The sequence below is a fragment of the Antrihabitans spumae genome (genome assembly GCF_043944905.1).
GTDB lineage: Bacteria > Actinomycetota > Actinomycetes > Mycobacteriales > Mycobacteriaceae > Antrihabitans > Antrihabitans spumae.
Genome location: NZ_JBIMSN010000050.1, coordinates 32894 through 46836 on the forward strand (window position 1 = coordinate 32894; position 13943 = coordinate 46836).

15 protein-coding genes are annotated in these 13943 nt (G+C 62.8%); 10 read left to right on the forward strand and 5 right to left on the reverse strand.

Translation table 11 applies throughout. From position 1 onward, the window contains the following. The first annotated feature begins 27 nt into the window (after window positions 1-27). Window positions 28-1260 (forward strand): serine/threonine-protein kinase, encoded by a 1233-nt coding sequence (locus ACHIRB_RS11490; protein ID WP_395124908.1) that lies wholly within the window; start codon window positions 28-30, stop codon window positions 1258-1260. A 3-nt stretch (window positions 1261-1263) separates the two neighbouring features. Here the strand turns inward: ACHIRB_RS11490 and ACHIRB_RS11495 are convergent, their stop codons facing one another. Further along, window positions 1264-1641, reverse strand: coding sequence for a hypothetical protein (locus ACHIRB_RS11495; RefSeq protein ID WP_395124907.1), 378 nt, complete (start codon window positions 1639-1641; stop codon window positions 1264-1266). Next, window positions 1638-3020, reverse strand: coding sequence for a carboxylesterase/lipase family protein (locus ACHIRB_RS11500; protein WP_395124906.1), 1383 nt, complete (start codon window positions 3018-3020; stop codon window positions 1638-1640). Before ACHIRB_RS11500 ends, ACHIRB_RS11495 begins: the two co-directional genes overlap by 4 nt. Window positions 3021-3227: 207 nt before the next feature. On the opposite strand from ACHIRB_RS11500, the gene ACHIRB_RS11505 reads away from it, so the two are divergent. The 7 genes from ACHIRB_RS11505 to ACHIRB_RS11535 all read left to right on the forward strand — a co-directional run bounded on the left by ACHIRB_RS11505 (window position 3228) and on the right by ACHIRB_RS11535 (window position 6893). Further along, a complete protein-coding gene (locus ACHIRB_RS11505) occupies window positions 3228-3566 on the forward strand; it encodes a DUF732 domain-containing protein (RefSeq protein WP_395112506.1) in 339 nt (112 codons plus the stop codon). 136 nt (window positions 3567-3702) lie between these two features. Continuing rightward, window positions 3703-3915 (forward strand): hypothetical protein, encoded by a 213-nt coding sequence (locus ACHIRB_RS11510; RefSeq protein WP_395112507.1) that lies wholly within the window; start codon window positions 3703-3705, stop codon window positions 3913-3915. 80 nt (window positions 3916-3995) lie between these two features. Continuing rightward, window positions 3996-4376 carry a hypothetical protein gene (locus ACHIRB_RS11515; protein WP_395112508.1) on the forward strand — a complete coding sequence of 127 codons (381 nt, stop codon included), beginning with the start codon at window positions 3996-3998 and terminating at the stop codon, window positions 4374-4376. Between the two features lie 98 nt (window positions 4377-4474). Continuing rightward, window positions 4475-4822, forward strand: coding sequence for a YciI family protein (locus ACHIRB_RS11520; protein WP_395124905.1), 348 nt, complete (start codon window positions 4475-4477; stop codon window positions 4820-4822). Then, a complete protein-coding gene (locus tag ACHIRB_RS11525; protein ID WP_395124904.1) occupies window positions 4819-6054 on the forward strand; it encodes an RNA polymerase sigma factor in 1236 nt (411 codons plus the stop codon). Before ACHIRB_RS11520 ends, ACHIRB_RS11525 begins: the two co-directional genes overlap by 4 nt. 135 nt (window positions 6055-6189) lie before the next feature. Then, window positions 6190-6384 carry a hypothetical protein gene (locus ACHIRB_RS11530; protein WP_395124903.1) on the forward strand — a complete coding sequence of 65 codons (195 nt, stop codon included), beginning with the start codon at window positions 6190-6192 and terminating at the stop codon, window positions 6382-6384. 86 nt (window positions 6385-6470) lie between these two features. Then, window positions 6471-6893, forward strand: a complete 423-nt coding sequence (locus tag ACHIRB_RS11535; protein WP_395124902.1) for a DUF6069 family protein — start codon at window positions 6471-6473, stop codon at window positions 6891-6893. A gap of 9 nt (window positions 6894-6902) precedes the next feature. Here the strand turns inward: ACHIRB_RS11535 and ACHIRB_RS11540 are convergent, their stop codons facing one another. Then, window positions 6903-8282, reverse strand: a complete 1380-nt coding sequence (locus tag ACHIRB_RS11540) for an aspartate aminotransferase family protein (protein ID WP_395124901.1) — start codon at window positions 8280-8282, stop codon at window positions 6903-6905. Continuing rightward, entirely contained in the window at window positions 8279-8749 is a 471-nt protein-coding gene (locus tag ACHIRB_RS11545) for an Lrp/AsnC family transcriptional regulator (protein ID WP_395124900.1), read from the reverse strand. The genes ACHIRB_RS11540 and ACHIRB_RS11545 overlap by 4 nt, the downstream gene beginning before the upstream one ends. A gap of 169 nt (window positions 8750-8918) precedes the next feature. Between ACHIRB_RS11545 and ACHIRB_RS11550 the strand changes: the two genes are divergently transcribed. Continuing rightward, window positions 8919-10547 carry an APC family permease gene (locus tag ACHIRB_RS11550; protein WP_395124899.1) on the forward strand — a complete coding sequence of 543 codons (1629 nt, stop codon included), beginning with the start codon at window positions 8919-8921 and terminating at the stop codon, window positions 10545-10547. Then, window positions 10547-11782, forward strand: a complete 1236-nt coding sequence (locus ACHIRB_RS11555; RefSeq protein WP_395124898.1) for a saccharopine dehydrogenase family protein — start codon at window positions 10547-10549, stop codon at window positions 11780-11782. The genes ACHIRB_RS11550 and ACHIRB_RS11555 overlap by 1 nt, the downstream gene beginning before the upstream one ends. Here the strand turns inward: ACHIRB_RS11555 and glgX are convergent. Beyond that, the gene (glgX, locus tag ACHIRB_RS11560) at window positions 11779-13920 is read right to left on the reverse strand and encodes a glycogen debranching protein GlgX (RefSeq protein ID WP_395124897.1); all 2142 of its coding nucleotides are present in this window, start codon (window positions 13918-13920) and stop codon (window positions 11779-11781) included. The genes ACHIRB_RS11555 and glgX overlap by 4 nt on opposite strands. Window positions 13921-13943: the final 23 nt, after the last annotated feature.

Below are 13943 nucleotides of genomic sequence, written 5' to 3' on the forward strand. Positions count from 1 at the left end.
GAGCGCCGGGTGCTGGAGTATCGAGATGTGAGCAATGTGTCCCCGGGGTCGATACTGGTCGGCCGTTACCAACTCGGTGAGCTGATCGGCCGCGGCGGCATGGCTGACGTCTACCGGGGCGAGGACAAACTGCTGTCGCGACCGGTGGCGATCAAGATATTTCGGTTCGACGCGGCCGACGCCGCAGACAGGCAACGGATCGAGGCCGAAGCCAAAACGTTGGCCAGTCTGCGGCACGCAGGCTTGGTCACTCTGTTCGACGCAGACACCATCGACCGGTCGACCCACGATCACGTGCCGTTCCTGGTGATGGAGCTGATCACCGGTCCGACCCTTTCGGCGCGTATCGCCGAGGGGCCGCTGCCGACAGTCGAGACCGCTCGACTCGGGGCGTCGATTGCCGACACGCTGGCCTACGTCCACTCACGCGGCGTGGTGCACCGCGATATCAAGCCAGGAAATATTCTGCTCGACGAACCGGTGGCCCCCGGGTTGCCGCGGTCGCCCAAGTTGACCGATTTCGGCATTGCGCGTCTTGTGGACAGCGCGCGCTTGACGACGCTGGGTCTCACCGTCGGAACTGCGAACTACGTCAGTCCTGAACAGGCTTTGGGCCGTCGAGTCGGCACGCCGTCGGATGTCTATTCGCTGGCATTGGTTCTGATCGAAAGCACGACCGGACAATGTGTGTATCCGGGCGTGGGAATCGAAGCTGCCCTCGCGCGGCTCGATCGTCGGCCGCCGATTCCAACCCACCTTGGACCGGAGTTGACGGCTCTGCTGACGGCTATGACGTCGGACAACCCCGCGGATCGCCCCAGTGCCGCGGAAGTCGCACAACGACTTGCGTTCTTGCCACGCACGAATTCACGTCCGACCGCGATGCTGCCCGTGCAACAGATCGTTCCGCCGACCACGACCGCCGGGGTCGTGCCGGTGGGTCGTTCGGGCCCCCGGCCTGTCTGGATCGCTGCAGGTGCTGGCGTGCTTCTAGCTGCAATCGTGCTGGCTGTAGCGCTTGCAGGCAATTCCGCGGAAGAACCGTCGCCGCAGATTCTGCCGTCGACGCAACAGTCGACACCGCTCGCGCCGCCGATCACTGTGGGATCGACCGTCTCGGCGCCCGAGCGACAGCCTGAAGCGCCGACGGATGGGCAAACGCCCAGGAGCCGCAAGGACAACGACGACAACGGCAAAGAGGGCAACGGCAATGGGCAGGACAGGGAGAAGGAGCCGAAGGAGAAGAAGGGCGACAACTGATGTCTATTTCGGCGTGAGGATTCCAGCGAGATCGGCGTCCTTGATCGGGGTGTCCGCGTTCTGCTGCGCCGAGCAGAGGAGATCGATGGCGATGATCGCCGCATCGACTGCAGTGCCTGCCGGCTCATTGCCGTTCCCGTCCTCCTTCAAGAACTTTGTGACGGTGACTCGTCGATCGTCGGCGTCGTCCTCGAGGTAGTCGCTGCATGGAGTGTCGCCACCTTTGTTCACCGCCTCCTCGACATCGCTGCAGCCGCCGACATACACGGCCGACAGTGCGAAGAAGCCGATCATCATCGGTCGTAGAAGCATTCCTTTGGTAGCGATCGGCACCCTTCCTAGTTCGGTCAGCCGGTAGTACCCGCTTTCGAGGTTCGTCACACCCTCAGCTCGAGCGGCGCAAAGCTGTAGTCCTGCCAGATCTTTCGCGATGCCACCTCGGGGTAGGGCACGACCTCAGGCTCGGTGTCGAACAGCTGCACCAGCCCGGTGTCGAAGGTCGGCCAGCCTGGATCGCCGTTGGTGGCGAACGCGATCCAGGACGTGCGCATCTGTGCGGATACGGCTTCGGCTGCGACAAGGTCGTCGATCAGAGTCGCTGGCTCCCCGCTCGTCAGGTTGCCGAAGACGAGCGGCACATCGAGACCGTGACAGGCACCCATAACGCCCGACCAGGTCAGCTCGTAGAAGTGCGCCTTGGCTGCCCGTTCGGCGAGATGCAGCGACGGTATGCGGAACAGATAGTCCCCGAGAATCCATTCGTACAGCTGGGTGGGTTCGGCCGGGGGATAGGGTCCCGGTGCGAAAACAGCTGCGGCGCTGGCGATCTGCTCCTCGGTGGGTGGGTCGATTGCCGTGAAGAGCTTGTGTTCGTCACGGGTGTGGCCGACGAGGAGTTCGACGTCGTGCCGCGCTTGCCATGGCGTGCAGGGCAACGTGTCGCCGTCGACGACGGGCGCAAACAAGATCGCTCGATGCGCTGCCCGACCCCACTTATCAACGTGCGCAGGCATATTCGCCATGACCTCGTCGGCCGCGGCGGTCAGCAGCTCGGGGTCGACGTCCGATAGATCGGTGACGGTGGCGGACAGCCCGAGCTCGGCGGCGCAGGCTCCGGCGATGTCGCGCGCCAGCTCGGTTGTGAAGAACGTGCCCTGGACGCTTTGTGCGATGGCTCGGCGAAACAGGCCGACCGCGCGCGGCATGGCAAATAGCGCAGCGACCGAACCTCCACCGGCTGATTCACCGAACACGGTGACCTTGGCAGGGTCGCCGCCGAACGCACGGATGTTGTCGTGCACCCATTCCAGCGCGGCGATCTGATCGAGCAGTCCTCTGTTGGCTACCGCACCGTCGATGTGCGCGAAACCTTCGATGCCGACGCGGTAGTTGAACGTGACGAGTACGACGCCGTCGCGCGCGAGACGAGCGCCGTCGTACTCGGGCAGGCTCGATGCACCGATCGTGTAGGCCCCGCCATAGATCCACACCATGACCGGCAGTCCTGCAGCACGGCCCGGATCGGGAGACCATACGTTGAGGGTGAGCCAGTCGTCACCGACTACCGGCTCGCCCGTTTGCGGCGGAGAAGGACCGAACACCAACGTATCTCGGACACCGTGCCAAGAACCCCGTGGCGACGGAGCAGCGAAGCGCAAGGCGCCGACGGGCGGTTCGGCGAACGGAATCCCACGGAATACCGCCACGCCCGCTTCGACGCGTCCGCGCACCGTTCCCGCTGTCGTCCGTGCTTCGACCACCGCGCGATGCTAGCCAGCCAATGGCTTGAAAGGCCACTGGATTAATCGCCGAATGTCGCTACAGGGTGTAAAACCGCCACCCCCGGGGGAGGCCAGACGGTAACCCTCTGTGGGTATTTCGAGCACCGGAAATCCTGGATTGTTGTCCTCAGGCCGGAAACGGCGCACAGACCACAACCACACCTCGAACGAAAAGAGAAGTCAGAGATGATCACCAACCGAATCCGCAACCGCGCCATCGCAGCCGTCTTCAGCGTGACGATCGCCGGCCTCGGCGCTGGCGCACTCGGCGCAGGTACGGCCTCCGCTTCCGACTACGCCTCCGAAGCGTCGTTCCTCGAGGAGATCAGCATCAACGGTGCGACCTTGCCGGGCCTGACCGCGGAGGAGAACATCGCTGCCGGCCACGCGGTCTGCGCCGATCTCACCGCCGGTGGCTCGATCCTCGACGAAATCAGCGCACTCGAGCAGACGTACCAGTTCGAGTCGGGTGTGCTGTTCCTCAGCGCATCGACGACGAATCTGTGCCCCAACTTTGCGGGCTGATCCGCGTCAGGCCACCCAGGCCCGTCGAACCTTCATCCATACAGATAGGTAGATGGATACGTGTAAGTACGGATGCGGGATCGGCCCCGGAATTGCGATGGTTGATTGGCAACCACCTCGTGAGACTGGACCCGACATGAACGTTTTGATCGAAATGACCGCCCTCTCGATCAGTCGGCCTGCGAGCGACGCAAACCCAGCGGACCGTGCTGCGTGGTACGAAGCCAAGGCGCGCCTACACGAATACCTGGCCGCAGAAAGTGCTGCCGATCGTGCACGTGAGACATTCCTTGCCGCTCAGGCACACGAGCATTCGCGGCGACTGCTCAACGCGCGTGCCATCGCATAACAACGGAAGAATACCGTCGTCCCGCATCGTTTCTCGTCGCACTCATCACCCTTGTGCTGTTCGGACTCACGCTGCCGCTGTTGATTTCCAGAATGAACTTCTCGCCCGAAAGTGCAGAAGAGAAGCGCGATTCCATGTCTGCGCTGCTGCGGCGAGTGGGGGAGTCGGCGATCGACACTCTCGGACCCTTGGACGAGCAGACCGTCGACGGTGAGCGACTCGATCCGGCAGTGGTCGGCTCGATGAGAGAACGAATACTCCCGCGCCTTGTCACCGGCAGTCGCCAGGACACCGAAACCAAGCCCGACTCGATTGCGCAATCGCTTATCGTGCAGCGGCGCTACCTCGACGCGATGCGTGACGCCCTGTCCGCCGAGCGCAGTATCGGCGCGTACAGCTCCGGGACCTATCGCCAGGTCGAGGCCATGCTCGACACCTTCGAGCAGCGATTCGGTGGATAAAGCGAGAATCTTCGTCGAGGGTTGTCGTATCCGGTAGTGCCGGTTCGTGGAGTGTGTAGAGGCAGCCGATCGGCAGCCACCGAAGAAGGGAAACCGAGATGAGTCAGTACCTGCTTTCCGTAGTCGTCGACGCAGGCGTTTACGACATCCCGCTCGAAGATGCGCAGCCGCAATTCGATGCCACAGAAAGGTTCAACGATGAGCTGAAGGCCGAGGGCTCGTGGGTGTTCGCCGGTGGGCTCGGACGCCTGGACGCAGCGACGACGGTCGACAACACCGGCGCCGATGTGGTCGTAACCGACGGACCTTTCGCCGAGACCAAGGAGTTCCTCGGTGGATTCTGGGTCGTCGAAGCGCCGGATCTCGATGCCGCGCTGAAGATCGCCGCCAGAGCGTCGAAGGTCTGCGAGCAGAGGATCGAGATCCGGACGTTCGACGGCGCATGACGAAAGACGCTCGCGTGCAGATCGATCGGATCTATCGCGAGGAATACGGCCGGGTGGTCGCCTCGCTCGCCCGACGCTTCGGCGATCTCGACATCGCCGAGGATGCGGCGGGCGAGGCTCTGCTCATCGCCGTCGAGCGTTGGCCGGTCGACGGGATTCCGCCCAACCCAGGTGGCTGGCTGACGACTACCGCAAGCAACCGCGCCATCGACCGGATTCGCCGAGAATCCCTGCGCGAGACGAAGCATCAGGCAGCCATGATCATCGACGACCCGACCCCGCACGAACCCACCGGATTGGTCGAAGACGACCGTCTCCGGCTCGCATTTACCTGTTGTCACCCGGCTCTCAACCCTGAGGCTCGCGTCGCTCTTACGTTGCGTCTGCTCGGCGGGTTGACGGTGGAGGAGATCGCTCGCGCTTTCCTCGTTGCCGAAACGACCATGGGACAACGTATTACGCGTGCCAAGGCCAAGATCAAGGCAGCGCGCATCCCCTTCCGGGTGCCCGACCACGACGATGTGACCGATCGACTCGCTGGTGTGCTCACCGTCATCTACCTCGTTTTCAACGAGGGTTACCTTGCCGGTGCAGGCGACGACCCGATTCGATCCGATCTGACGTCGGAGGCCATCCGACTCGGACGGATCATGCGGCAACTACTACCCGACGACGGCGAGGTCGCTGGATTGCTCGCGCTGATGTTGTTGACCGAAGCGCGGAGCGCCGCTCGGGTCAGGGGTTGCGAGTTGGTGACGCTCGACCAGCAGGACCGCGGCGGCTGGGACCGAGCACTGATAACCGAGGGGCACGCCCTTGTCCGTGAATGCCTGGCTCGAGTAGCGGCCCAGCACACGAGGCCGGGGCAGTATCAACTGCTTGCGGCGATCAACGCGGTCCACACGGATGCCCGCGATGCGCGCGACACCGAGTGGAGTCAGGTGGTCGCGCTCTACGACCAGCTTTATGCCGTCGCGCCGACCCCGATAGTTGCGCTCAATCGTGCTGTCGCACTTGCCGAATTGGACGGTCCGGAGGTAGCGCTGTCGATCATTGACGGACTGGCGCTCGACCGCTATCACGCCTGGCACGCAGCCCGAGCGGATCTGTTGCGCAGGCTGGGCCGTAGCGCTGAGGCGAGGTCCGCCTACGACGCCGCGATCGCCGCAACGCAGAACTCCGCCGAGCGGGCGTACCTGACCAGGCGGCGCGATCACCTGGTGGGTAACTAGCGTCGCCGGGCTGCATCGCGACGTCGCACATGGCCGGCGAACGGGCTTCCAGTGTCGCTTTCGGGCCGAAAATTGTGCACTGAGAGCCCGTTCGCACGCTGCATCGCGACCTCGCATGCCGATTGCGGACCTCACATGCCTGATCAGGCATGTGAGGTCGGTAATGCATTGGCGACGTTGCGATTCCCGTCTGCCTGCTTCGACTTCGCCTGCCTATTGCTGACTAGCTACCGCGATTGGGTTAGCGACATCGACAATGCGCGGGCGGAACAGGATCTGAACGTCGAACGGGCTACCAGTGTCGCTTTCCGTGCCGAAATCGTGCACTGAGAGCCCGTTCGCGGGGGTCTGTCGTATTCGGTCGATCCCATTCGTAGACCTGGTGAGAGCAAAACAACCCACCCGAGGAGATCACGATGACCACCACCGCTCACGCCACGTTCGCAGCCCCCGCCACCACTGCACCTGCAGCTTTCTGGCGCCCCGCGGCCGTGGCAACAGTCGGAGCCGCCCTTGCTACTACGGCAGTGGCCGCACTAGCGCACGCCGCCGGCGTCTCCCTCGCCATCGACGGTCAGCAGATTCCCCTCTTTGCATTCGCGCAGCTGACCGTCATGTTCGCCGCGCTCGGCGTTGTCTTCGCCGCCGGATTGCGCAGGTGGGCAACGCAACCGCGCGTTGTGTTCGTTCGCACAACGATCGTGCTGACCGCGTTGTCTCTCGTTCCTGATGCGATCGTGAACGCGTCGATCGACACCAAGCTCACCCTGATGCTCACGCACCTCGTGGCCGCAGCGATCGTCATCCCGGTGATTGCAGCGAGCCTGCGTCGCAGCTGACCCAGCACGTCACAGGACGGACCACGCCCGGGTCAGTACGTCGCGCAGGATCTCGGTCATCTCGTCGAATTCGGCTTGCCCGCAGATCAATGGTGGGGCGAGCTGGACGACGGGGTCGCCGCGATCGTCGGCACGGCAATAGAGGCCGGCTTCGAAGAGCGCTTTCGAAAGGAAGCCACGCAGCAGCCGCTCCGACTCGTCGGCGTTGAACGTAGTACGGGTTGCCTTGTCCTTGACCAGTTCGATTCCGTAGAAGAAGCCCGCGCCTCGGACGTCGCCAACGATCGGTAGGTCGAGCAGGGTTTCCAGCGAGTGCCGGAACGCCTCACCGTGTTTCTTGACGTGGTCGTTGAGACCTTCGCGTTCGAAGATGTCGAGGTTGGCCATACCAACGGCGGCCGAGACCGGGTGCCCGCCGAATGTGAAGCCGTGCGCGAAGGTGTTGTTGCCGACCTTGAACGGTTCGAACAGCCTGTCCGAGACGATCATTGCGCCGAGCGGCGAGTACCCGGACGTCAAACCTTTTGCGCACGTGATGATGTCGGGCACGTAGCCGAAGTCGTCGCAGGCGAACATCGATCCGATTCGGCCGAACGCACAGATGACCTCGTCGGACACGAGCAGAACGTCGTGGCGATCGCAGATCTCGCGCACCCGGTCGAAGTAACCGGGAGGGGGCGGGAAGCAGCCGCCGGAGTTCTGCACGGGCTCGAGAAATACGGCGGCGACCGTGTCGGGACCTTCGAAGAGGATCGCTTCTTCGATGCGGTCGGCTGCCCACCGCCCGAACGCTTTCGGGTCGTCACGCAACCCGTCGGCGGCTCGATAGATGTTGGTGTTCGGCACTTTCAGCGCGCCGGGCACCAGTGGTTCGAAGGCTTGCTTCGCCGCCGGGATGCCGGTGATCGACAGTGCGCCGTGCGGTGCACCGTGGTAGGCGACGGCTCGCGAGATCACCTTGTGCTTGCTCGGCTTGCCGGTGAGTTTGAAGTACTGCTTCGCCAGCTTCCATGCGCTCTCGACGGCTTCACCGCCACCGGTAGTGAAGAAGACCCGGTTGAGGTCACCAGGCGCGTAGTGCGCCAACCGTTCGGCGAGATCGATTGCGGCAGGATGGGTGTAGGACCAAAGTGGGAAGAACGCGAGCTCGCTGGCCTGAGCGGCAGCGGCTTCGGCCAATTCTCTTCTGCCATGGCCGACTTGGACGACGAAGAGGCCGGACAACCCGTCCAGGTAGCGCTTGCCGTTGTCGTCCCAGATGTATGCGCCCTCGCCGCGAGTGATGATCGGCGGCGGTGTCTCCGCATAGCTGGATTGACGTGTGAAATGCATCCAGACGTGGTCGCGGGCGGCGTCCGTTCGTGCTGTTCCACGTGGTGTTGTGCTCATCTGGTACCCCAGTCGTAGCGCTGCCGTTGCAGCTTCAGATAGACGAATGTTTCGGTGCTTGTCACGCCAGCGCAGGCTCGGATCTTGCCGCTGACGACCTCGAGGAGGTGTTCGTCGTCCTCACAGACGATCTCGACCAACAGGTCGAACGACCCAGCCGTGACGACGACGTAGACGACTTCGATGAGCGACTCGATCTCGGCGGCGACCACCGCCGGGTCGCCGACCACTCTGACGCCGACCATCGCCTGGCGACTGAAGCCGACCTGCATCGGATCGGTCACGGCGACGATCTGCATCACCCCTGACTCCAATAACCGTTGCACCCGCTGGCGTACGGCAGCCTCGGACAACCCGACGGCCTCCCCGATGGAGGTGTATGACCGCCGGCCGTCCTGCTGCAGCGCCTCGATGATCGACTTGGACACTTCGTCGAGAGTCACCCCGGGACCGTCGCGATTCGCCATGCCTACGATCATCGGTCTTCTAACGTCATATGGCCACGAAAATCGTCGAATTTACACAGATGAAGCACTAATACCCTTGCTTTGTGGTTACCTAACTGAGATAAACGCATGTAGGGCAGTGCTCCTCCCGACCTGCCCCGGACGTCTGTTCGAGTAGCCGGAGTGAGCCATGGCAACTAATGCTGCAACCGAAACCCGCACCTCCGACGACGGCGGAAAGGGCCTGAACACGGGCGCGATCGGGTTCGTCTCCAGCGTCGTCATCGGCGTTGCTTCCACGGCACCGGCGTACAGCCTCGCAGCGACTCTCGGTCCGATAGTCCTGTTGGTCGGCCTGCAAGCTCCGGCGATCATCGTTCTCGCGTTCGTGCCGATCCTGTTCGTATCGATCGGCTATCAACAGCTCAACAAACGCGAACCCGACTGCGGCACAACGTTCACCTGGGCCACCAAAGCGTTCGGACCGAAGACAGGGTGGATGGGCGGCTGGGGCATCATCGCCGCCGACGTTCTTGTCATGGCATCGCTCGCCCAGGTTGCGGGTCAGTACTTCTTCCTGCTTATCGGTGCCGACGGCATCGGATCGGACCCATCCAGCGGGTGGGTATTGCTCACCGGGTTGATCTGGATGGCCGCGATGACCTACATCTGTTTCCGCGGCATCGAAATTTCTGCCCGCTTCCAACAGGCTCTGCTCGCGCTGGAAGTGCTTGTGCTGGTTGTCTTTGCGGGTACCGCGCTGATCAAGGTCTACGGCAGCGATCCGCCCGACACCGCGATTCGTCCCGAGGTGTCCTGGTTCAACCCGTTCGAGATCGACAGTGTCAGCACCTTCGCTCAAGGCGTCATCCTGATGTTGTTCATCTACTGGGGCTGGGACTCCGCGGTAGCCATCAACGAGGAGACGAAGGACCGCGACAAGACGCCAGGGCGTGCGGCGATCACGTCGACGGTACTGCTGCTGGTGACCTACGTGATCGTGGCTTTGGCCGCGCAGTCGTACGCCGGTGTCGGTGATACCGGTGTCGGGTTGGCGAACGAGGAGAACTCGTCCGACATCTTGAGTGTTGTCGGCGATGCGGCCTTCGGTGATTCGACGTTCGGCACGGTGATGGGCAAGCTGTTGATCCTGCTCGTGCTGTGCTCCGCAGCAGCGTGCACGCAGACCACGATTCTGCCGACAGCGCGGACCACCCTGTCGATGGCGGCCTTCAAGGCAATTCCGCGACGATTCGCCGACATCCACCCGAAGTACCTGACACCGACCAACTCCACGATCTGGATGGGCGTCATCTCCGCCCTGCTGTACCTGGCGATGAACTTCTACTCCGGCGGCGGACTCGTAGAGGACGCGGTGACGGCGATCGGCATGATGATCGCCTTCTACTACGGCCTCACCGGTTTCGCCTGCACCTGGTACTACCGCCGCGAATTGACCGGAAGTGTCCGAGACTTCTTCCTGCGCGGTGTGTTCCCGACGCTCGGCGGAGTGTTGCTGTTCAGCGGCCTGATCCTCACCGCGACGCAGGATTGGAAGCCCGAGAACAGTGCCGTCGTCTGGACGACACCGTGGCATTGGACGATCGGCTGGGCGTTCCTGCTCGGCGCCGGGTCGTTCATTATCGGTGTCGTACTGATGATTTGGGCATCGCGGGTGTACAAGCCGTTCTTCCGAGGTGAGACTCTCAACCGCGATACGCCGATCTTCCTTGCAGAGGATGCGCCGATCTCGTCGGGTCTGGCGCTGCCGGACTCCGGTACGCCCGGCCTAGTTGTGCCCCCGCCCAAGGACAAATGATGCGGATTCTGCTCGTCGGTGCGGGTGGTGTCGGTGATGCGTTCGCGCGAATAGCAGCGCGCCGCAACTTCTTCGACTCTCTGGTGATCGCCGACTTCGACCTGGCGCGAGCGCAGCAGACCGTCGCGGCCGTGCGTGAACGTCACCCCGACGAACAGCGGATGACGGCTGCCCGCGTCGATGCCTCCGACAGTGCGGCAGTCACGGCGTTGATCAAGGAGCACAACAGCACTCACGTGATGAACGCTGTCGATCCGCGGTTCGTCATGCCGATCTTCACGGGTGCGTTCGACGCAGGTGCCGACTACCTCGACATGGCGATGTCGATGTCGCGACCCAATCCCGAATTGCCCTATGCGCAAACAGGAGTCAAGCTCGGCGACGAGCAGTTCGCGCGCTCGTCGGAGTGGGAAGAGGCCGGCAGACTCGCGCTCGTCGGCATGGGCGTCGAGCCCGGGTTGTCCGATGTCTTCGCCCGCTATGCAGCGGACCACCTCTTCAGCGAGATCGACGAACTCGGCGTTCGCGACGGCGGAAATCTGGTCGTCGACGGCTACGATTTCGCACCGTCCTTCTCGATCTGGACGACGATCGAGGAGTGCCTCAATCCGCCCGTGATCTGGGAGCGTGACCGCGGCTGGTTCGTCACCGAACCGTTCAGCGAGCCTGAGGTTTTCGACTTTCCCGGTGGCATCGGACCGGTCGAATGTGTGAACGTCGAGCACGAGGAAGTGCTGCTTATGCCACGCTGGGTCGATGCCAAACGGGTGACGTTCAAATACGGTCTTGGCACCGAGTTCATCGACGTGTTGAAGACTTTGCACAAACTCGGCCTCGACAGCACCCAACCGGTAACTGTCAACGGACGCGCAGTCTCCCCGCGCGATGTCGTAGCCGCGTGTCTGCCGAATCCCGCCACCCTCGGTGAACGGATGCGTGGTGCCACCTGCGCGGGATTGTGGGTGACCGGTACCGGTCGGGACGGGAAACCACGGGAGGTCTACCTCTCCCATGTCGTGGACAACGCAGACAGTATGGACGCCTACGGCGCTCAGTGTGTCGTGTGGCAGACCGCGATCAATCCTGTTGTCGCACTGGAGTTACTGGCAACCGGGCAATGGTCGGGGGTCGGTGTGCTCGGACCGGAAGCCTTCGACGCCGTGCCCTTTCTCGACCTGCTGGGATCCGACGCACCGTCGGGATACGGCAGTCCGTGGACGCTGCAGGATCGCTAGCTGATCGTCGTGCCGGACTCGGGCCGCGCCGACTCCTGTAAGACGACCAAGGTGCGAGGGCCGACGGATACGTTGTCGCGCGCTACGTAGCGGACGTCTGAATCAGTCGGATCGACGTCGGTCGTCAACACCAGCTGCCACTCCGCGGCGAACTCGGCCGGCGGCATCGTGAAATCGAGCTGCTCCTCGGATGCGTTGAAGCACAGCACAAAAGAGTCGTCGACGACCCGCTCACCACGGGCGTCGCTGTCCGGTATGCCCTGCCCGTTGAGATAGGCGGTGACAGAGAGACCGAACCCCGATTCCCAGTCCGCATCTGTCATTTCTTCGCCGTTCGGCGTGAACCACGCGATGTCGGGCAGATTCTCGGCGTCGCGGTGGCGAACAGGCAGACCATCGAAAAAGCGTCGCCGCCGAAACACTGGATGCTTGGCCCGTAATTCCGATGCCGCGCTTGTGAATTCGATCAGACCCTTGTCGGCGTTCTCCCAGTCGATCCACGAAATCTCGTTGTCCTGACAGAACACGTTGTTGTTACCACCCTGAGTGCGGCCGAGTTCGTCGCCATGGCAGAGCATCGGTACACCCTCCGACAGCAGGGTCGTCGCGATGAAGTTGCGTTGTTGCCGCGCTCGCAGCGCGTTGATCTCCGGGTCGTCGGACGGACCTTCGACACCGCAGTTCCACGAACGGTTGTGACTCTCGCCGTCGTTGTTGTCCTCGCCGTTCGCGTCGTTGTGCTTCTCGTTGTAGGAAACCAAGTCGCGCAACGTAAATCCGTCGTGCGCTGTGACGAAGTTGATCGACGCGAACGGTCGGCGGCCGGTGCGCTCGTACAGATCGGCGGATCCGGTCAGTCGTGACGCGAACTCGCCGAGACTGGAGCGTTCACCGCGCCAGAAGTCGCGCACCGTGTCGCGGTACTTGCCGTTCCACTCGGTCCACTGGGGTGGAAAGTTGCCGACCTGATAGCCGCCAGGGCCGACGTCCCACGGTTCGGCGATCAGTTTCACCTGACTGACGATGGGGTCCTGCTGGACCAATTCGAAGAACGTGGACAGACGGTCGACGTCGTAGAACTCGCGGGCCAATGTGGAGGCGAGATCGAAGCGGAAACCGTCGACGTGCATCTCGGTGACCCAGTACCGCAGCGAGTCCATGATCAGCTGAAGTGTGTGTGGGTGGCCGACATTGAGGCTGTTGCCGGTTCCGGTGTAGTCCATGTAATAGCGGTGGTCGTCGTCGACGGTCCGGTAGTAGGCCGCGTTGTCGATACCGCGCATCGACAGGGTGGGACCGAGGTGGTTGCCTTCGGCAGTGTGGTTGTAGACGACGTCGAGAATGACCTCGATGCCTGCTTCGTGCAGGGCCCGCACCATCGTTTTGAACTCTTGGACCTGCCCGCCGGGAGTGTCGCTCGCCATGTACTTCGGGTCGGGTGCGAAGAAGCCGATCGTGTTGTAGCCCCAGTAGTTCGACAGGCCCTTGTCGATAAGCGTGGAGTCGTTCGCGAAGTGGTGTACCGGCATCAACTCGATAGCGGTGATGCCGAGATGCCGTAGATGGTCCACGACGGCCGGGTGTGCAATCCCCGCATAGGTGCCACGAATTCGCTCGGGGATCTCGGGATGGGTTTGGGTCAACCCCTTGACGTGGGCTTCGTAGATAACCGTGTCGGCATAGGTGCGGCGTGGTGGTCGGTCGACGCCCCAGTCGAAAAAGGGATTGATTACAATCGATTTCGGCATCCGAGCGGCGGAGTCTTCGTCGTTACGACTGTCGGGGTCGCCGAAGTTGTAGCTGAACAGGGACTGGTCCCATTCGAACTGTCCGTCGATAGCTTTCGCGTAGGGATCGGCTAGCAACTTGTTCGGGTTGCAGCGATGTCCGTTCGCCGGATCGTAGGGTCCGTGCACTCGGTACCCGTACCGTTGCCCCGGCTGAACGTCGGGCAGAAAGGCATGCCAGACGAAGCCGTCCATCTCCGGCAACGCAATCTTCGTCTCGGCGCCTGCCTCGTCGAACAGACACAACTCCACCCGGTCTGCGACCTCGCTGAACAAGGCGAAGTTGGTGCCGGATCCGTCGTACGTCGCGCCCAGTGGATAGGCATGGCCGGGCCACACTACTTCGCTCACATGCCCGAAGGTACCCGCCGAGC

What these genes read in the sequence shown, in the direction of transcription:
- ACHIRB_RS11505 (WP_395112506.1), top strand. Translation starts at nt 3,228, where the DNA reads ATGATCACCAACCGAATCCGCAACCGCGCCATCGCAGCCGTCTTCAGC.
- ACHIRB_RS11510 (WP_395112507.1), top strand. Translation starts at nt 3,703, where the DNA reads ATGAACGTTTTGATCGAAATGACCGCCCTCTCGATCAGTCGGCCTGCG.
- ACHIRB_RS11520 (WP_395124905.1), top strand. Translation starts at nt 4,475, where the DNA reads ATGAGTCAGTACCTGCTTTCCGTAGTCGTCGACGCAGGCGTTTACGAC.
- ACHIRB_RS11525 (WP_395124904.1), top strand. Translation starts at nt 4,819, where the DNA reads ATGACGAAAGACGCTCGCGTGCAGATCGATCGGATCTATCGCGAGGAA.
- ACHIRB_RS11530 (WP_395124903.1), top strand. Translation starts at nt 6,190, where the DNA reads ATGCCTGATCAGGCATGTGAGGTCGGTAATGCATTGGCGACGTTGCGA.
- ACHIRB_RS11535 (WP_395124902.1), top strand. Translation starts at nt 6,471, where the DNA reads ATGACCACCACCGCTCACGCCACGTTCGCAGCCCCCGCCACCACTGCA.
- ACHIRB_RS11540 (WP_395124901.1), bottom strand. Translation starts at nt 8,282, where the DNA reads ATGAGCACAACACCACGTGGAACAGCACGAACGGACGCCGCCCGCGAC.
- ACHIRB_RS11545 (WP_395124900.1), bottom strand. Translation starts at nt 8,749, where the DNA reads ATGGCGAATCGCGACGGTCCCGGGGTGACTCTCGACGAAGTGTCCAAG.
- ACHIRB_RS11550 (WP_395124899.1), top strand. Translation starts at nt 8,919, where the DNA reads ATGGCAACTAATGCTGCAACCGAAACCCGCACCTCCGACGACGGCGGA.
- ACHIRB_RS11555 (WP_395124898.1), top strand. Translation starts at nt 10,547, where the DNA reads ATGCGGATTCTGCTCGTCGGTGCGGGTGGTGTCGGTGATGCGTTCGCG.